15 protein-coding genes are annotated in these 18490 nt (G+C 71.1%); 10 read left to right on the forward strand and 5 right to left on the reverse strand.

Translation table 11 applies throughout. The features are described 5' to 3' along the window. Positions 1-3: 3 nt before the first annotated feature. From mtrB to hpf, 4 genes are all read left to right on the forward strand, one after another. On the forward strand, positions 4-1743 hold the full coding sequence (mtrB, locus tag V6U90_RS13885) for an MtrAB system histidine kinase MtrB (protein WP_334435601.1): 1740 nt from the start codon (positions 4-6) through the stop codon (positions 1741-1743). Beyond that, complete coding sequence (locus V6U90_RS13890) at positions 1743-3533, forward strand: LpqB family beta-propeller domain-containing protein (protein WP_334435430.1); 1791 nt, start codon at positions 1743-1745, stop codon at positions 3531-3533. Before mtrB ends, V6U90_RS13890 begins: the two co-directional genes overlap by 1 nt. Positions 3534-3538: 5 nt before the next feature. Further along, entirely contained in the window at positions 3539-4252 is a 714-nt protein-coding gene (locus V6U90_RS13895) for a ComF family protein (RefSeq protein ID WP_334435433.1), read from the forward strand. Between the two features lie 284 nt (positions 4253-4536). After that, entirely contained in the window at positions 4537-5196 is a 660-nt protein-coding gene (hpf, locus tag V6U90_RS13900) for a ribosome hibernation-promoting factor, HPF/YfiA family (RefSeq protein ID WP_334435436.1), read from the forward strand. Positions 5197-5300: 104 nt separating this feature from the next. Here the strand turns inward: hpf and V6U90_RS13905 are convergent, their stop codons facing one another. Both V6U90_RS13905 and V6U90_RS13910 read right to left on the reverse strand, forming a co-directional pair. Next, entirely contained in the window at positions 5301-6413 is a 1113-nt protein-coding gene (locus V6U90_RS13905) for a GNAT family N-acetyltransferase (RefSeq protein WP_334435438.1), read from the reverse strand. Positions 6414-6450: 37 nt separating this feature from the next. Beyond that, a complete protein-coding gene (locus tag V6U90_RS13910) occupies positions 6451-7635 on the reverse strand; it encodes a GNAT family N-acetyltransferase (protein ID WP_334435441.1) in 1185 nt (394 codons plus the stop codon). Between the two features lie 169 nt (positions 7636-7804). On the opposite strand from V6U90_RS13910, the gene secA reads away from it, so the two are divergent. Further along, entirely contained in the window at positions 7805-10648 is a 2844-nt protein-coding gene (gene secA, locus V6U90_RS13915) for a preprotein translocase subunit SecA (protein WP_334435443.1), read from the forward strand. A 185-nt stretch (positions 10649-10833) separates the two neighbouring features. Here the strand turns inward: secA and V6U90_RS13920 are convergent, their stop codons facing one another. Further along, entirely contained in the window at positions 10834-11469 is a 636-nt protein-coding gene (locus V6U90_RS13920; protein WP_334435446.1) for an Rv3235 family protein, read from the reverse strand. A gap of 102 nt (positions 11470-11571) precedes the next feature. Further along, a complete protein-coding gene (locus tag V6U90_RS13925; protein ID WP_334435449.1) occupies positions 11572-11799 on the reverse strand; it encodes a helix-turn-helix transcriptional regulator in 228 nt (75 codons plus the stop codon). Positions 11800-12065: 266 nt separating this feature from the next. On the opposite strand from V6U90_RS13925, the gene V6U90_RS13930 reads away from it, so the two are divergent. Beyond that, the gene (locus V6U90_RS13930; RefSeq protein ID WP_334435451.1) at positions 12066-12578 is read left to right on the forward strand and encodes a DUF6912 family protein; all 513 of its coding nucleotides are present in this window, start codon (positions 12066-12068) and stop codon (positions 12576-12578) included. Here the strand turns inward: V6U90_RS13930 and V6U90_RS13935 are convergent. Continuing rightward, positions 12575-13630, reverse strand: coding sequence for a hypothetical protein (locus V6U90_RS13935; RefSeq protein ID WP_334435454.1), 1056 nt, complete (start codon positions 13628-13630; stop codon positions 12575-12577). The genes V6U90_RS13930 and V6U90_RS13935 overlap by 4 nt on opposite strands. A gap of 296 nt (positions 13631-13926) precedes the next feature. Here V6U90_RS13935 and pruA point away from each other — a divergent pair, with 296 nt between their 5' ends. The 4 genes from pruA (at position 13927) to ftsE (ending at position 18457) form a co-directional block, all read left to right on the forward strand. Next, the gene (gene pruA / locus V6U90_RS13940; RefSeq protein WP_334435457.1) at positions 13927-15555 is read left to right on the forward strand and encodes an L-glutamate gamma-semialdehyde dehydrogenase; all 1629 of its coding nucleotides are present in this window, start codon (positions 13927-13929) and stop codon (positions 15553-15555) included. Positions 15556-15879: 324 nt separating this feature from the next. Then, positions 15880-16404 carry a PadR family transcriptional regulator gene (locus tag V6U90_RS13945; protein WP_334435460.1) on the forward strand — a complete coding sequence of 175 codons (525 nt, stop codon included), beginning with the start codon at positions 15880-15882 and terminating at the stop codon, positions 16402-16404. Between the two features lie 131 nt (positions 16405-16535). After that, entirely contained in the window at positions 16536-17657 is a 1122-nt protein-coding gene (gene prfB / locus V6U90_RS13950) for a peptide chain release factor 2 (RefSeq protein WP_334435462.1), read from the forward strand. A 119-nt stretch (positions 17658-17776) separates the two neighbouring features. Next, positions 17777-18457, forward strand: coding sequence for a cell division ATP-binding protein FtsE (ftsE, locus tag V6U90_RS13955; protein ID WP_208816365.1), 681 nt, complete (start codon positions 17777-17779; stop codon positions 18455-18457). Positions 18458-18490: the final 33 nt, after the last annotated feature.

Genomic DNA, 18490 nt, shown 5'->3' on the forward strand with positions numbered 1-18490 from the left:
GGCATGATCGCCGACCGCTCCCGCGCCGTCGCGCGGGAGCTCGCGCGTGCCGTCGTCGGGCGGCTCCAGGGCTTCGCCGCCGCCCTGCACCACACCTGGCGGCGGTCGCTCCAGGTCCGGGTGGTCACCATCACCCTCGTCGCGTCGAGCCTGCTGGTCGGCGGGTTCGCCTACCTGGTCGCTGACAAGATCACCAACATCCTGCTGACCAACGCTCAGACCGACGTGCGGCTCCGACTGGACAGCGGGCGGGACTACACCGCGAAGCTGATGGCGGTCTACACCGAGCCGCAGGAGGCCGGTCTGGACGACACCCTGCTCAACACGGTGGACTACCTGGCCGGCGGGGACCCGGCCCAGATCAGTGGCGTGGTGGTCGAGCTGCGAGCGGACAGGTCCTCGGGGGTCATCGAGCCGCAGACCTCGCCGGATCGGAACGTCGGTGCGGTACTCACCCCGGAACTGCGGGCCCAGGTGAGCAGCGGCAAGATCGCCCGGCAGATCCGGACCGGGGATGTCGGCGCCGGCCGGACCAAGTACCTGGTCTACGGCTCTCCGGTGCCCACCCGGGTCGGTCAGGTCGAGCTCTACTACCTGGTACCCCTGACCCGGCAGGACCAGACCGCCGCCGAGGCCCGGGCCACCGTGCTCGCCACCGGTGTCGCCCTGGTGCTCCTGCTCGGCCTGCTCGCCGCGCTGGTGACCCGGCTGGTGGTCAGCCCGGTCCGGGTCGCCGCGCGGACCGCCCAGCGGCTCTCCGCCGGCCTGCTGGACCAGCGGATGACCGTCAACGGCGAGGACGACCTGGCGCTGCTGGCCGCCTCCTTCAACCAGATGGCGACGAACCTGCAACGGCAGATCCTCCGGCTGGAGGAGATGTCCCGGCTGCAACGCCGGTTCACCTCGGACGTCTCGCACGAGCTGCGTACCCCGCTCACCACGGTCCGGATGGCAGCCGACCTGATCTTCACCGAACGGGACAGCTTCGAACCGGCGGTGGCCCGCAGCGCCGAGCTGCTCCAGGCCGAGCTGGACCGGTTCGAGGAACTCCTCACCGACCTGCTGGAGATCAGCCGGTTCGATGCCGGTTTCGCCATGCTCGATGCCGAACCCACCGACCTGGTGCCGGTGGTGCACCGGGTGGCGGACCGGCTGCGCAGCCTGGCCGACCGGGTCGGGGTGCCGCTGGAGCTGGACCTGCCGGACGCCCCGGTGATCGCCGAGGTGGATCCGCGCCGGGTCGAGCGGATCCTGCGCAACCTGGTCGGCAACGCGGTCGAGCACGGCGAGGGCCGGCCGGTCCGGGTCAGCCTCGGCCTGGACGACACGGCGGTGGCGATCACCGTCCGGGACCACGGCATCGGATTGAAGCCCGGCGAGGAGAAGCTGGTCTTCAACCGGTTCTGGCGGGCCGACCCGTCCCGGGCCCGGCAGACCGGCGGCACCGGTCTCGGCCTGTCGATCAGCCTGGAGGACGCCCGACTGCACGGTGGCTGGCTGGAGGCGTGGGGCGCGCCGGGGCAGGGTGCCCAGTTCCGGCTCACCCTGCCCGCCCGGGCCGGCGACCGGCTGACCACCTCCCCGCTGCGCCTGGTCCCGGCCGACGCGACGGTGTCCTTCACCGGGCCGCGTGACGGCGGGCCGTTGGCGATCGGCCCGGCCGACGGTGGCGTGCTCGCCATCGGCCCCGGTGCGGCCGGGAGCGGGCCGGCACCGGCCGGTGCCCGCGAGAGGTCGTTGTGATGCGTCGACGGATCGCACTTCTGGCCGCCGCGTTGCTGGCCGCCGCCGCGGTGACCGGCTGCGGTATCCCCGAGGCCACCGAGGTGCAGGTCGACGGGCCGGGTCCGGTCGCCGAGGCCGGCTCGGTCAACGGTCAGGGCCGTGAGCCGCCCAAACGGGCCACTGCGGTCGACGCCACCCAGCTCATGACGAACTTCCTGGCGGCGGCGGCCGGTGAGCCGGACCAGGCGTACGCCCGGGTCAAGGAGTACCTCGCGGAAAACGTCCGGGGCCAGTTGCCGGAGAAACAGGGCAGCGAGGTCGTGATCAACGTGGTCCGGCTGAAGAAGGAGCCGAACCCGACCCCGGTCCAGGGCGGCGAGGCGAAGCGGTTCAACATCGAGGTCGACCAGGTCGGGGTGCTCCGGGCGGACGGCACGCTCGGCCCGCCGGTGGCCACCGAGTCGAGGTACGAATTCGTGGTCGGGCCGGTCGAATCGGGCCGGCTGGACGATCTCTTCGTGCTGAACGCGCCGAAGGGGCTGTTGCTCAGCGTCGATGCGCTTCGTACCTACTACCAGGCGCACACCATCTACTTCTGGAACACCCAACAGACCGCGCTGGTGCCCGACCAGCGGTACCTGCCGGTCGTGGTGCCGGCCAGCCGGCGGGCGACCGAGGTGGTGGGCTGGCTGATCGACGGTCCGTCGGAGTGGCTGGCGCCCACCGTGGCCCGGCTGCCGGATCCGACCGAGCTGATCGGCACGGTGCCCAAGACCGACGGGCGGCTGGAGATCAACCTCAGCGGTCCCACCGAGGATCCCGCTCAACTGGAACGGCTGGCCACCCAGCTCGCCTGGTCGCTGCCGGACGTGGACGGCCAACTCGAACTCAAGATCCGCAGCCAGACCCGGAAAATGATCGACGACACCGACGTCTATCTCAAGGAACACCCGGTCTACCAGCTCACCGGCAGTCCGCAGCGGTACTGCGTCTACAACGGTGCGGTGCATCTGCTCGACCCCGCCGCACCGGGCGCCCGGGTGCCGATCGTCCCCGCGCACAACCGGAACATCATCTCGGCGGCGATCGGCGGGACGGACCAGAACGCCCTGGTGGCGGTGGTGAGCCCGGCGGGCCGGCGGCAGGTGCTGAAGACCTTCGTCGGTCCGCCCTCGATCGCCAGGGACAACCAGAGCAAGAACACCTTCACCACCATCAGGAGGCCGGTCTGGCTGCGTACGGCCGATCCGGACCGGCCGGTCGGGCTGGTGGTGGCGGATGGCGTCCTCTACCGGTTCGGGGCCGACGCCCAACTGGACCCGGTGGACACGAACGTGGCCGGAAAGGTCACCGCGGTGGCGGTGGCGCTGGACGGCCACCGGATCGCCTTCATCGCCGGCGGGAAGCTCTACGTCGCGGCGGTGACGGTGGAGGAGGGGACGGTGACCGTCCACCCGCCCCGGCGGGTGCACACCTCGCGCACCTCGCTCTCCGCGGTCGACTGGATCGGGGAGCACGACCTGATCGTGGCGGGATCGACCAGCCAGCCGGAGATCTACGAGATCACCGTGGACAGCACCTGGGAGACCCAACGCAAGACCGACGTGGGTGAGGTCGCGGTGAGCAGCCTCGCCGCCTACCCGGACAACCCGGTGCTGCCCGGCAGCAGCGCCCCGGTGATGTACGAGACGAACGGGGTGGCCTTCGGTGACCTCACCTCGTCCGACGGGATCGGACCGGACAACATGGTGGGGGTGGAGCCGCCCGCCCCGCGGCTCAACCCGGTCGCGCCGTTCTACCGGTTCTGATTCCGGTGCCGACCGTGGCGGGGCTCTGGGCGGACCTGGTGGATCTGGTGCTGCCGGCTGCCTGCGCCGGTTGCCGGGCCGAGCGGGTGCCGCTGCGGTACGGCTTCTGCCCGTCCTGTGCCGGCACCTTGCAGCAGACCCGCCCCCGGTCGGTACGCCCCGACCCGGCACCGCCCGGGCTGCCGCCCTGCTTCGCCCTCGGCCCGTACGCCGGGGTGCTGCGCGAGGCGCTGCTGTCGTACAAGGAACGGGGCCGGCACGGACTGGCCCGTCCGCTCGGTGGGCTGCTCGCCGAGGTGGTGGCCACGGCGGTGGGTACGCCCCGACCGTTGCTGCTGATTCCGGTGCCGGCCACCGCGCAGGCGGTCCGCGCCCGGCACGGCGACCATCTGCGCCGGCTCTGCGGGTACGCCGCCGGCAGGTTGGCGTGTTCCGGCTGGCCGGTGGCGGTGGCGCGGCCGTTGCGGGCGCTGCCCCGGGCCGATTCGACCACCCTGGACCAGGCCGGGCGGGCCGCTGCGGCGCTGGCGGCGTTCCGGCCCCGACCCGGTCGCCTGTCGGCGCTGGCCCGGGCCGGTCACGGTCGTACGGTGGTGCTGCTGGACGACATCGTCACCACCGGCGCGACCCTGTCGGCGGTGACCGGGGTGCTCGCTGCCGCCGGATCACGGGTTGATATCGCGGCGGTACTCGCCGCAACCGAAAGACGGCGACCGTGAATCCGGTAAACGAAGCAAGCCCCTTCTGGTTACGCTTCGTGATTCCTATTTCACCCGATCGCGGGGGAGCTGCGGAAATTTTTCACGCTGTTTCTACAACGGCAGGTGACGGTACGCCAAAGAAGAGTTAGCGTTTGCCTGACCGGGGTAATGGGTGGTCCACCATCCTCCCGGCGCCTGGAAGGAGGCGTAGCCGTACGTACCTGGCCGCCGACGACGGGGATGCCCTGCGGGCGAGCGGCCGGAAGCCAGTAACCCACGACCGTCCGATTAAGGGAGGTCACATGGATATCGTGGTCAAGGGCCGCAATGTCGAAGTGCCGGATCACTACCGGGTCCACGTAGCCGAGAAGCTCGCGAAGATCGAGCGTTACGACCACAAGCTCATGCGGGTCGACGTCGAGTTGTTCCACGAACGCAACCCTCGCCAGTCCGACCACTGCCAGCGCGTCGAGATCACCTGCGTGTCCCGTGGGCCGGTGATCCGGGCCGAGGCCTGCGCCAAGGACTTCTACAGCGCGCTGGACGCCGCGATCGCCAAGCTGGACACGCGGTTTCGGCGGGCGGCCGACCGCCGACGGGTACACCGTGGGCGGCACGTTCCGATCTCGGTCGCCGCTGCCACGGCCGGCCTGCCGGTCGCCGATCTCGGCTCGTCCCCGCTGACCGGTCTGACGTCCGGTGGTACGGCCACCGCCGTCGCCCCCGCCCCCGCCCCCGCCGAGACCGAGTCGTCGTACGACGAGTATCCGGATGACCAGCCCTGGCACATCGCCCGGGAGAAGGTCCACCCGGCCGAGCCGATGACGGTCGACGAGGCGCTCTTCCACATGGAACTCGTCGGGCACGACTTCTATCTGTTCCAGGACAAGGAGTCCGGCCGCCCGAGCGTCGTCTACCGGCGGCGCGGCTACGACTACGGCATCATCGCCCTGGGCACCTAATCCACTGACCGCCCCCGTCCCGGGCCGGCCCGCCTCCCATGGCGGCCGGCCCGGTGCCGTTCCCGGCCCGCCCGGTGAGACCCGACCTCCGGTCCCGGTGTCCGTCACCCGGTCAGCTCGTCGGGCAGCAGCCCGAACAGCACATTGTCGCCCCGGTCGAGACCGAAGCCGATGAACCGCTTGTGCAGCAGCCCTTCCCGGCGGAAGCCGACCCGCTCCAGCACCCGCTGGGAGGCGATGTTCTCGCCGCTCGTGCCGGCGGAGAGGCGGGCTATCCCGGCCGAGGAGAACGCCCAGTTGGCGAGGAGGCGTACCGCGCGGCTGGCGAAGCCCCGTCCGCGCCAGTCCGGCAGCAGGCTGTAGCCGACCATCGCCTGCCGGCCGCGCTGATCCTCGTAGACCAGGGCGCAGTTGCCCGCCGGGACAGCGGTCACCGCATCCTCGATCACCAGATCGGCGCCCTGACCGGCCAGCCATTTGGCTGCCGCGAGGGCACAGCGTCGCTGCGTCGCGGCCAGGTCGGGCGCTACCGGCGGAACCCGGACGGCCACCACCTCGGGCCGGGTGTACAGGGCGTGCAGGAACTCGACGTCGGCCGGGGCCAGCGGACGGAGCGTGACCACCCCGTCGGTGAGCCGGCCCGCCGGCAGGTCGGGCAGGAGCCGAGGGGTGGGACCCACCGGGTCGCCGGCCAGCCTGATCCAGGCGACCAGGTCGTGCCGGCCACCGTCGCGCGTCGGGTTCGCCGCCTCGCGTACCCCCTCCCGGCGGAAACCGGCCGCGAGCGCGACCCGCTGGCTGGACACGTTCTCCGGGTGGGTGAGCAGCTCGATCCGGGCCAGCCCGGCGGCGAACGCGTGCCCGGTCAGCGCCCGGGTGGCCGCGGTCGCCACCCCCCGTCCACGGGCCCAGGGCGCCACCCAGTAGCCGATCTCGGCCTGCGCCCGGAACGGCACCACCCGGTCGATACCGACGCCACCGAGCAGCCGGTCGGTCGCCGGGTCGACCACCGCGTACGCCGCCCCGCCACCGGCCCAGACGGCAGGTGCGCCCTCGGTGATCCACCAGCGGGCGTCGGCGTCGGTGTACGGAGCGGGCATGGTGCCGACGAACCGTTGGATGAGCGGATCGTTGCAGGCGGTGGTGAGGTCGACCGCGTCGCCGGTGTGGAACAGTCGCAGCCGTACGCCGTCCCGGTCGAGGGGTTCCGGTCTCATCCGTCCTCCTCCGTTCCCTGTGTGGTCGGTTCGGATCTCACCGGTCCGGGCCCCCGGCCCTCGGCGCACCGGACAGGTCGTCGGCGACCAGGGCGGCGGTCCAGGCGTCGCTTCGGACGCCCCGGTGGTTCAGTGCGCCCCGGGCGGTGCCCTCGAACACGAAGCCGGCCTTCGCGGCGACCCGCCGCGACGCCGTGTTGCCGACGTTGGCCCGCCACTCGATGCGGGCCAGCCCGAGCGAGGTGAAGCCCCAGGCGCTCAGCGCGGCCAGCGCGGCTGACTGGTAACCCCGCCCCCGGGCGTGCGGGGCGGTCATGAATCCGATGTCGGCCACCAACGGGTCGGCCGGCGAGATCCGCAGGTCGATCGAGCCGACGTAGGCGTCGTCCTGGTCGGTGATGGCGAAGCAGCCGGCGGTACCCCCGGCCCAGGAACCGGCGGTGAACTCCAGGAACGACTCCGCGTCGGCGCGTTGGTACGGCTGGGGGACGGTGGACCACCGGATCGTCTCCGGGTCCCGGCAGGTACGGACCACCGCGTCCAGGTCACGCTCCGCCAGGGCACGCAGCCGGATCTCGCGCTGGTCGGCCTCGGCGAACAGGACCGGTTGCGGCCGGCCGAAGACGGCGGCGCGGCGGGCCTCCAGCGTGCCCGGGCCGGCCGGACCGGGCTCGTCGTCGGCGGGTACCTCACCGGGGAGCAGTGATCCGATCCAGCCGTCGGCCCGGCCCTGCGCAGACGGGTCGGCGAGCCGGAGCCGGCCCTCGATCCGGAATCCCGCGCGCAGCGCCACCAGCCGGGAGGCGTGGTTGCCCAGCTCGGCCTGCCAGAGCAGCCGGCGCAGTCCGAGCTGGTCGAACGCCCAGCGGGCGAGGGCCCGGACGGCCCGGGCGGTGATTCCCCGGCCGCGCGCCCAGGGCGCGGTCCAGTAGCCGACCTCGCCGGTACCGAGTGTGGGGGTCATCGCGACCAGGCCGCAGGAGCCGAGCAGCTCGCCGGTGGTGGCGTCGCAGACCGCGAACGGGGCACCGGTCCCGTTTGCCCAGGCGGCCGGGGAGGTCCGGGTGACGAACCCGACCGCGTCGGAGTGCCGGTAGGGGCGGGGGACCATGGTCCAGCGCTGGATGTCCGGGTCCTGGCAGGCCCGTTCGACGGCATCGGCATCCTCGGCCCGCCAGGCGCGGAGTAGCAGGTCACCGGATGTGATCTGGGGAGGCTCCATGTGGCCCATCGTGCCGGAACGTTCGCGCTCAGCGTAACGGGATTATCCCCCGGCAGGGCGCGACCGCACGTTATGTCGGTTTCACTGGCCCGGGCAGCCGCCACCACTGACCAACGGCCGGTCCGAACGCCTACGATGGTTTGCAGACTGTCTAGGGGAGCGTTGATCCGTGTCGATTCTGGAAAAGGTCCTCCGCGCTGGCGAAGGCCGAATGCTGCGCCGGCTCAAGGCCATCGCCGCCGCCGTCAACTCGCTGGAGGACGACTACGTCGACCTCACCGATGCCGAGCTGCGCGGGCTGACCGATCAGTACCGGCAACGGCTCGCCGACGGTGAGTCCCTCGACGACCTGCTGCCGGAGGCGTTCGCCACGGTGCGGGAGGCGGCAGCCCGGGTGCTCGGCCAGCGTCCGTACGACGTCCAGGTGATGGGCGGTGCGGCCCTGCACTTCGGCAACATCGCCGAGATGAAGACCGGTGAGGGCAAGACGCTGACCTCGGTCATGGCGGTCTACCTCAACGCGCTCTCCGGCAAGGGCGTGCACGTGGTCACGGTCAACGACTACCTGGCCCAGCGGGACGCCGAGTGGATGGGCCGGGTGCACGAGTTCCTCGGTCTCACCGTCGGCGTCGTCCTGCCCAACCGGCCCGCCGCCGAGCACCGCGCCGCCTACGAGTGCGACATCACCTACGGCACCAACAACGAGTTCGGCTTCGACTACCTGCGCGACAACATGGCCTGGTCGAAGGATGAGCTGGTGCAGCGCGGGCACAACTTCGCGGTCGTCGACGAGGTCGACTCGATCCTGATCGACGAGGCCCGGACGCCGCTGATCATCTCCGGCCCGGCCGAGCACTCCGCCCGCTGGTACGGCGAGTTCGCCGGGGTGGTGGCCCGGTTGCAGGCCGGCAAGGACGGCGAGGGCGACTACGAGGTCGACTACGCCAAGCGGACCATCGCGGTCACCGAGCGCGGTGTGGCCAAGGTCGAGGACCGGCTCGGCATCGACAACCTCTACGAGTCGGTGAACACCCCGCTGGTCGGCTACCTGAACAACGCCATCAAGGCCAAGGAGCTCTACAAGCGGGACAAGGACTACATCGTCAGCGACGGTGAGGTCCTGATCGTCGACGAGTTCACCGGCCGCATCCTGCACGGCCGTCGCTACAACGAGGGCATGCACCAGGCCATCGAGGCCAAGGAGGGTGTGGAGATCAAGCAGGAGAACCAGACTCTTGCCACGATCACCCTGCAGAACTACTTCCGCCTCTACGACAAGCTCTCCGGCATGACCGGTACCGCCCAGACCGAGGCGGGCGAGTTCAACAAGGTCTACAAGGTCGGGGTGGTGACCATCCCGACGCACCGGCCGATGGTCCGGCTCGACCGCGCCGATGTCATCTACAAGACCGAGAAGGCCAAGTTCAACGCGGTCATCGAGGACATCGCCGAGCGGCACGCGGTCGGGCAGCCGGTGCTGGTCGGCACGGTCTCCGTGGAGAACTCCGAGATCCTCTCCCAGCTGCTGCGCCGCCGGGGCATCCCGCACGCCGTGCTGAACGCGAAGTTCCACGCCAAGGAGGCGGAGATCGTCGCGCAGGCCGGCCGGAAGGGCGCGGTCACCGTCGCCACCAACATGGCCGGCCGGGGCACGGACATCCTGCTCGGCGGTAACCCCGAGTTCCTCGCCGCGAGCGAGCTGCGGCAGCGCGGGCTCGACCCGGAGGAGCACGCCGAGGAGTACGCCAAGGCGATGGAGGAGGTCCTGCCCAAGTGGAAGCAGGCCTGCGACGCCGAGGCGGAGGAGGTGTCCTCGGTCGGTGGCCTCTACGTCCTGGGCACCGAGCGGCACGAGTCCCGCCGGATCGACAACCAGCTGCGCGGTCGTTCCGGCCGGCAGGGTGACCCGGGCGAGTCCCGCTTCTACCTGTCGCTCCAGGACGAGCTGATGAAGCGGTTCCGGGCCGGTGCCGTCGAGGCGGTGATGGAGCGCTTCAACATCCCGGAGGACGTGCCCATCGAGTCGAAGATGGTCACCCGTCAGATCAAGAGCGCCCAGGCCCAGATCGAGGGCCAGAACGCCGAGATTCGCAAGAACGTCCTCAAGTACGACGAGGTGCTCAACAAGCAGCGCCAGGTGATCTACGCCGAGCGGCTGCGCGTGCTGAACGGTGAGGACCTCTCCGACCAGGTCCGCAACATGATCGACGACGTGGTGGGTGCGTACGTCACCGGTGCCACCTCGGACGGCTACGCCGAGGACTGGGACCTCGAACAGCTCTGGACCAGCCTCAAGCAGCTCTACCCGGTCGGGGTGACCATCGAGGACCTGGAGGAGGAGTCCGGTGGTGACCGGGCTGGGCTCGACGCCGACTTCCTGCTCGCCCGGCTCAAGGAGGACGCGAACACCGCGTACGACCGCCGTGAGGAGCAGCTCGGTACGGAGGCGGTACGTCAGCTGGAGCGGATGGTCCTGCTCCAGGTGATCGACCGTAAGTGGCGTGAGCACCTCTACGAGATGGACTACCTCCAGGAGGGCATCAGCCTGCGGGCCTACGCGCAGCGCGACCCGGTGGTCGAGTACCAGCGCGAGGGCTTCGACATGTTCGCCACGATGATGGACGGCATCAAGGAGGAGACGGTCGGCTTCCTCTACAACCTGGAGGTCCAGGTCCAGGAGGCGCCGGCCGAGGAGGAGGCGCCCAAGCTGCTGGAGCAGCCGGTCGAGATCCGGGCCAAGGGGCTCAACCAGGCTCCCCGCCAGCAGGGGCTGCAGTACACCGCGCCGACCATCGACGGCGAGGCTGGCTCCGGTGCCGTCGCGGTCGAGCGGGAGGAGTCGCCGCAGGCGCCGGCCCTCGGCGTGGGCCGCCGCTCGCCCCGGCCCGCCGGATTCCGGGCCTCTTCGTCCCCGGCGCAGGACGCGGGCAACAACCCGTCCCGGAACGCGCCCTGCCCCTGCGGCTCGGGCCGCAAGTACAAGCGCTGCCACGGCTCGCCCAACGGCGGCTAACCGCCCCAGAAAGCGCGAAACGCTCCTGACCGGGCCCCGGCTTCCCGCCGGGGCCCGGTCCTGTTCGGGTACACCCGCCCCCTCGAGCAACTCGGTTTTCAGGAAGTCGGGCCATCGGGTCGGGGCTGACACCGCGACTACCAGGGAAACGAGTGGATCGACTGTCGACCAGGGGGCGAGCCGGGTCAGAGGGCCTGCAGGACGGTGGTCACCCACCTACCGGGTTGCTGCTCCAACCGGAAGGCGATGGCCCAGACCCGCTTCTCCGGGCCGTCCAGTATCGCGGCGGCTTCCACCACCCCGGACCGGGGTTCGCAGGCGCGGAGTGCCCGCAGCCGGACCCGTGGGCGGGCGGCGGGCCGGGCCAGCGGCCCCAACCGGGTCATCGTCCGGCTGAGCTGCTCGATGAGGGTGCCCGCCTGTGCGGGGCTGGTGAGCGAGCGGATCTGGGCGACCGGGCGGTAGCCGTTGAGGAACTCCAACAGGGTCGTGGCGAACCGGCGGGCGGCATCGGTGGCCGCCGCGCTGGCCCCGACGAGGGGCTGCGTCGCGGGGACGGGCTGCGTCGCGGGGACGGGACGCGTGATCGTGGTGGGCTGGCCGGACGGGGGCGGGGCGACCGTGGGACGCCCCGGCCGGGGCCGGACCGGGGCACGACGGCTGCGGCGGGGCCGCCGACGCTCGTCCGGATCGAGTGGCGGTTGCCGGCCGGCCGGGCCCGTCCAGGCCGGAGCGGGATCGTCGGTGAAGGGTGGATCAAGCGGTGGGGCAGGCCGGAGCCGGACGGCGGGCCGGAGCGGTGGACTCGCGGGTGCGGCCATGGCCGTCCTCCATGTTCCTTGCGTTTGCCTTCGTTTGCCTCCGACAGCTTTCATTTGTAGCCAACGATGTGCCCACGGTCAATGTTGCGGGGGTTGGCCGTCCTATTCGGTATCGCGTTCCGCCAATGGGTTGTTCTGTACCCATTCAGCGGTCTCGGTGTATTTGTGTTGGATGTACTCCTCAAGGCGGGCGCGTTCCACCCGCCACTGCCCGCGACCACCGATTTTGATCGCGGGCAGCTCGCCACTTCGGACCATGTGGTACACCTGCGAGTCCGACACGTTCAACTCCGCTGCCACGTCGGACAGCAGCAGGAATCTGGGCTCCACGGGGACTCCCGGCACTAGGTTTCGTTTGCCTCAGTTTGCCACCGGCAGCCTGGAACCGGCGGTCGGTGATCCTCCGGTGGCCGCCCCGGTCGCGGTCGACTGTCCCGCTACCCCGGCGCCTCGGTCGCGGTCGACTGTCCGGCCACCCCGGCGCCCCGCGCGGCCGTGCCGTCGTTGGCCTGCCCACCCGGAGCCGGGCCGACCTGCCGGTACGCTCAGTCTCCGGTGCGGTGGCCCTGCCGCGCCCGTGTCGAGCGGAGAGAAGCGTGACCGAGCAGCTCGTCCGGGTCTACATACCGGCGACCGTCCCGATCCTGGCCACGTTGCGGGACAAGGGTGTGCTGGCCGTCCCCGGGGGCCACGTGGTCACCCCGGGGCTCCGGGAGTGGTACGCCGAGGGCGACGAGGAGGAACTGGAGTACGTCGCCTTCACCCGGGCCGCCCAGGACGCGCTCCGGCTGCTCCGGGAGGACCCTGACGCGCCCCGGCGGCGGGCCGTCGTCTCCGCCGACCTGCCGGCGTCCGGGGTCAGCCGGGGTGACGGCGAGCTGGGCTCCAGCACGGTACGCCTGACCGCCCCGGTGCCGGTGGACGCGGTGGCGGCCCTGCACGTCGACAGTGCCGAGGCGGCCGGGGACGTCGCCGCCGCGGCGGCGGTCGTCGTGGAGGCGCTGGCCGGCGACCCGGACGCCCAGTTCACCGTCGACGGCGCGGAGGACCACGAGCTGGAGTGGTACGACGTCAGCGAACTCGACCTGCTGCTGCGGGCCGTCCCCTAGCGCGGGAGATCGGCCGCCGGTTCCGCCCCGGACGGCTGCCGGTCGACCGGGGCGTCCTCGTCCCCGTCGTCGGCCGGGTTCTCGTCGTCGGTCGGGTCCTCGTCGTCGGGGCGGGGACCGAGCGTACGACCGAACACGATGAGCGTGGTGAGCGCGCCGACGAAGAGCACCCCGATGGCGTGGTCGATCCGGGAGCCGCTGAGCACCCGCTGCGCGATGCCGTCCGCCTCGCTGAGCGCGCCGGCCAGGTTGAGCACCGAACCGCCACCGACCCGGATGATCACCTCGGTGACCAGCAGCACCAGGCCGGGACCGGCGCCGGCCAGCAGGTACGCCGGCCACCGGAGATCCGGTGCGGCGGCCCGCCGGTGGGCGCGGCGCAGGTAGCCGAAGGCGACCAGCCCGGCGACCAGCCCGGCGGTCAGCGACGCCAGCCGGGAGACCCAGCGGGCCGCGTTGAACTGGGAGACCTGGGTCTCCCCGGCGCCGAACAGGGACAGCAGCTGCCCGTTGAAGAGGCTGAGGACCAGGACCACCGCGAACACGGCCAGGGCGGCGCTGACGAGGGCACCGACGGCGGCGGTGGCCCGGGTGCCGGCGACCGCCCCGCCGACGGTGGCCGCCGCGGCGGTCGTGCCGGCGAGCACCATGCTGACCGAGCCGGCGCTGAAGCTCATCGTGACCACGAGGGCGCCGAGCACGCCCACCACCAGCCCGGTCGCGGTGGTGGCGGTGAACCGGGGGGTCGGCCGGAGTACCCCACGGCGGGTGAGCAGGTTGGCCACGACCAGTGCCGCCGCTGCCCCGGTCACCAGCGCGGCGGCGACGACGACGGGTAGCGCGTTGGCCGCCAGGGTGATGGCGATCGCACCCACCTCGGCCGCCTGGATCTCCGCCCGCGCCGACCAGAGCATCGCCGCGAACCAGCCGACCGCGAGTACCGCCAGCGTCGCCGCCGCCGGGGCGTACGTCCGGACGGCGTCGAGGTCCGGCCCGTCGCCGGCCGATCCGTCCGGCCGGGTGGCCGGGGTGGTGGCGGGCTCTCGTGTCATCGTCTCCCCTTCAGCGGTGCAGCCCCGCACGTCGTCGGTCCCGGTCGAGGCGGGGTGCGGCGCGGATGGATCGCCGGCTCCCCAGGGTACGCGCGCGTGGTGCGGGCGGCGCATGGTGCGCCCGGTCGGCGGCAGCGGCCGGCGTGGCACGCGGGGCCTGGCATGGAACAATCGGCGCAGGTCCCGCCGCCGTGCCTGAGCCACCCCACGGGTGCGGTCGTGCCGGTGTCCGGCCGACCGGTCGGCCCGGGTGGGGCCGGTTTCGCCACCGCCGTCGAGATCGCCAGGAGCCTGAGATGGACGCTGTCTTCTCCGTACCCGAACCGCGCAACGAACCGGTCCGTAACTACGAACCGGGCGGTGCCGACCGGGACCGCCTCCAGCGCCGGCTGGTCGAGCTGGCCGGTGACCGGCTGGACCTGTCGATGACCATCGCGGGCGAGCAGCGGATGGCCGGCGGCGAAGCGATCGACGTCGTCCAGCCGCACCGGCACGCACATGTGCTGGGGGTCACCCACAACGCGACCAACGCCGACGCGCAGGCTGCGGTGACGGCCGCCAAGCAGGCTGCCCCGATGTGGCGGGCGCTGCCGTTCGAGGAGCGGGCAGCGATCTTCCTGCGGGCCGCGGACCTGCTTGCCGGTCCGTGGCGGGACACCCTCAACGCCGCGACCATGCTCGGCCAGTCGAAGACGGCCATCCAGGCCGAGATCGACGCGGCCTGCGAGCTGATCGACTTCCTGCGGTTCAACGTGCACTTCGCCCGGGCCCTGCTGGAGGAGCAGCCGCTCTCCTCGCCCGGGGTGTGGAACCGGTTCGACCACCGGCCGCTGGAGGGCTTCGTCTACGCGATCACGCCGTTCAACTTCACCGCGATCGCGGCCAACCTCCCCTCCGCGCCGGCCCTGCTCGGCAACACCGTGGTCTGGAAGCCGGCCCCGACCCAGCAGTTCTCCGCGCACTTCACCATGCGTCTCTTCGAGGCCGCCGGCCTGCCGCCCGGTGTGATCAACATGGTCACCGGGCACGGCGTCGAGGTCTCCGAGGTGGTGCTCGCCGACCCCGACCTGGCGGGCATCCACTTCACCGGCTCCACCAGGGTCTTCCAGTACCTCTGGCGGACGGTCGGCGAGAACATCGAGCGCTACCGGGGCTACCCCCGGCTGGTCGGCGAGACCGGTGGCAAGGACTTCGTCGTCGCGCACCCCAGCGCCGACGTGGACGCCCTGCACACCGCGCTGATCCGGGGCGCCTACGAGTACCAGGGACAGAAGTGCTCGGCCGCCTCCCGGGCGTACGTGCCGCGGTCGCTCTGGGAGGCGGGGCTGCGGGACCGGCTGGCGGCCACCGCCGAGTCGCTGACCTACGGCGACGTGACCGACCTGACCAACTTCGGTGGCGCGGTGATCGACAGGCGGGCGTTCGCCCGGCACACCGCCGCCCTGGAGATGATCAAGTCGGACGATGCCTGCCGGATCGTCGCCGGCGGTACGGCCGACGACTCGGTGGGCTGGTTCGTCCGGCCGACCCTGTTCGAGTGCACCGACGCGGCGCACGAGTCGTTCACCACCGAGTACTTCGGCCCGATCCTCGGCGTGCACGTCTTCGACGACGACCGGTTCGACGAGGTGGTGGCGCAGGCCGAGTCGGTGGCGCCGTACGCGCTGACCGGCTCGCTCTTCGCGACCGACCGCCGGGTGATCGACTCGGTGTCGGCGACGCTGCGGTACGCGGCCGGCAACTACTACATCAACGACAAGCCGACCGGGGCGGTGGTGGGGCAGCAGCCGTTCGGCGGCGCCCGGGCCAGCGGCACCAACGACAAGGCCGGTTCGTGGCACAACCTGGTCCGCTGGATGTCCCCGCGGACCATCAAGGAGACCTTCGTACCGGCCACCGACCACCGGTACCCGCACATGGACTGAGCGTCACCAGGGCCCCTGCCCGACCGGGTACAGCGGCGGGTGGGGGCCTTTCCGCGTGGGCGGGCGGGGCCTATCCGCGTGCCGACGGTACGACCCACTGCTGTGACCGGCGGGACGGGTGTTGCCGACCGGGTCGGCGTGTCCCGTGGGAACCGGCGCGGCCTGCGGTCCGGCGTGCCGTCGGGGCCGCCCGGCGGTGCGGCCGGGGACATTGATCGTCCTGGGCAGACAGTCTGTCACCGACAGTGCACATAGGAACGCCTATGGGGTGGTGATTCTGGCAAATCCTGGACGCCGAGACGGCAAAGTGGCAGCGTAATGGGCATGGCGGAATCCGAAATCAACCCTACGGCGGCAGCTCTTCTCGGGCTGCTCCACGAGGGACCCATGACCGGCGGTCAGTTGATGGCCGCCGCCGAACGACGGCTGGCGCCGTACTGGTCGATGACACGCAGTCAGGTGTACCGCGAGTTGCCGGTCCTGGCCGAGCAGGGGTACGTCCGGCTGGGCAAGCCGGGACCCCGCTCCAGCCAACCCTATGCCATCACCGCCTCCGGCAAGCGGACTTTCTCCCGCTGGCTGGCCGAGTTCCCAGGGCGGGACACCATCCGTAACCCGGTCGCGCTGCGGGTGGCGTTCGGTCCCCTGCACTCGGCGACCCAGCTACGCAACCTGTACGCCACGGCGAACGAGTACCACACCGAGGCGCTGGCCGCGGTGCGGGAGCAGGTCAAGAACGCCAAGAAGGAGGGGCAGACCTTCGACGCCAGCGCCCTGGAGTTCGCCGTCGCCTACCACAAGGCGGCGCTCAGTTGGCTGAAGAGCGTCCCGGCCCCGGTCGCGAAGTAGCGGTTTGCCCTCCATTGACCGCTTCGCTCCGCCCGGTGCGGGACGCCTCCGGTGGTCCGTACGCCAGGAGGGCGGCGGGTCGGTCGGAGGAGATGAGCTGCGGCGGGGCCCGGCAAGTACTCTTGACTGTCGTGACCGCTGCCGATTACGCCGATCAGCTCAAGGATCTTGACGCCACCCTGCGCAACATCGAGGCCGTGCTCGATCTCGACCGGCTCCGCCGGGACAAGGTGCGCCTGGAGGAGCAGGCTTCCGCCCCCGACCTCTGGGACGACCAGGCCCGTGCCCAGCAGGTGACCTCCCAGCTGTCGTACGTCAACGGCGAGATCGCCAAGCTGGAGAGCCTGCGTTCCCGGATAGACGACGCCGGGGTGCTGCTCGAACTGGCCGAGGCGGAGAGCGACTCCGGGGTGCTCGGCGAGGTGGAGACCGAGATCACCGGGCTGACCAAGGCCGTCCAGGAGATGGAGGTCCGGACCCTGCTCTCCGGGGAGTACGACTCCCGGGAGGCGCTGGTCGCGATCCGGGCCGGTGCGGGCGGGGTGGACGCCGCCGACTTCGCCGAGATGTTGCTCCGGATGTACCTGCGCTGGGCCGAGCGGCACGGGTACCCGACCGAGGTCTACGAGACCTCGTACGCCGAGGAGGCCGGTCTCAAGTCCGCCACCTTCGCGGTCAAGGTGCCGTACGCCTACGGCACGCTCAGCGTCGAGTCGGGTACCCACCGGTTGGTGCGGATCAGCCCCTTCGACAACCAGGGCCGGCGGCAGACCAGCTTCGCCGGGGTCGAGGTGTTGCCGGTCACCGAACAGACCGACCACATCGAGATCCCCGAGAACGAGATGCGGATCGACGTCTACCGGTCCTCCGGCCCCGGTGGGCAGAGCGTCAACACCACCGACTCGGCGGTGCGGATCACCCACCTCCCGACCGGCATCGTGGTCACCTGCCAGAACGAGAAGTCCCAGCTACAGAACAAGGCCTCCGCGCTGCGGGTGCTCCAGGCCCGGCTGCTGGAGCGCAAGCGCCAGGAGGAGCAGGCCAAGCTCCAGGGGCTGAAGACCGACGCGGCCGGCTCGTGGGGTGATCAGATGCGGTCGTACGTGCTGCACCCGTATCAGATGGTGAAGGATCTCCGAACTGAGCAGGAAACGGGCAACCCCAGCTCGGTCTTCGACGGCGACCTGGACAGCTTCATCGAGGCCGGGATCCGTTGGCGCAAACAGCAGCAGATGGCCGACGACAGCGCGTAACGGTGTCGGGGCGCTGCGCGTCGGTCGATGACGCAGCGCCCCAGGAAATCGATGACTCACCCCTCACTCAGCGGGCGTCGGACTTGGCGTTGCGGTTACACCGCGTAGACTCACCACCCGTGATTCAGCTTGAGCAAGTGACGAAGACGTACCCGAAGGCGTCCCGGCCGTCGCTCGACGACGTGTCCTGCTCGATCGAGAAGGGCGAGTTCGTCTTCTTCATCGGTCCCTCCGGCTCCGGCAAGTCCACAATCATCAAGCTGCTGTTGCACGAGGTGACCCCCAACAAGGGTCGGGTCATTGTCAACGGCAAGGACGTCACCTCGATGCGTTCCTGGAAGCGACCCCACTTCCGGCGCTCGATCGGCTGCGTCTTCCAGGACTTCCGGCTGCTGCCGAACCGCACGGCGTACGAGAACGTGGCCTTCGCCCTCGAGGTGATCGGCAAGACCAAGGCGGTCGCCCGGCGGGTGGTCCCCGAGGTGCTGGAGCTGGTCGGCCTCGGGGGCAAGGAGCACCGGTACCCGCACGAGCTTTCCGGTGGTGAGCAGCAGCGGGTGGCGGTGGCCCGGGCGTTCGTGAACCGGCCGCTGATCCTGCTCGCCGACGAGCCCACCGGAAACCTGGACCCGGACACCTCGATCGAGATCATGCGTCTGCTGGACCGGATCAACCGCACCGGCACGACGGTCGTCATGGTCACGCACGACTCCAACATCGTCAACCAGATGCGCCGCCGCGTCGTTGAGATTGAGAGCGGCCGCATCGTGCGCGACCAGGCCCGCGGCGTCTACGGCTGATCCCCGGCGCTCCGCCGCCGCCCGCCGATGAAG

Source organism: Micromonospora sp. CPCC 206060, assembly GCF_036906895.1.
GTDB lineage: Bacteria > Actinomycetota > Actinomycetes > Mycobacteriales > Micromonosporaceae > Micromonospora.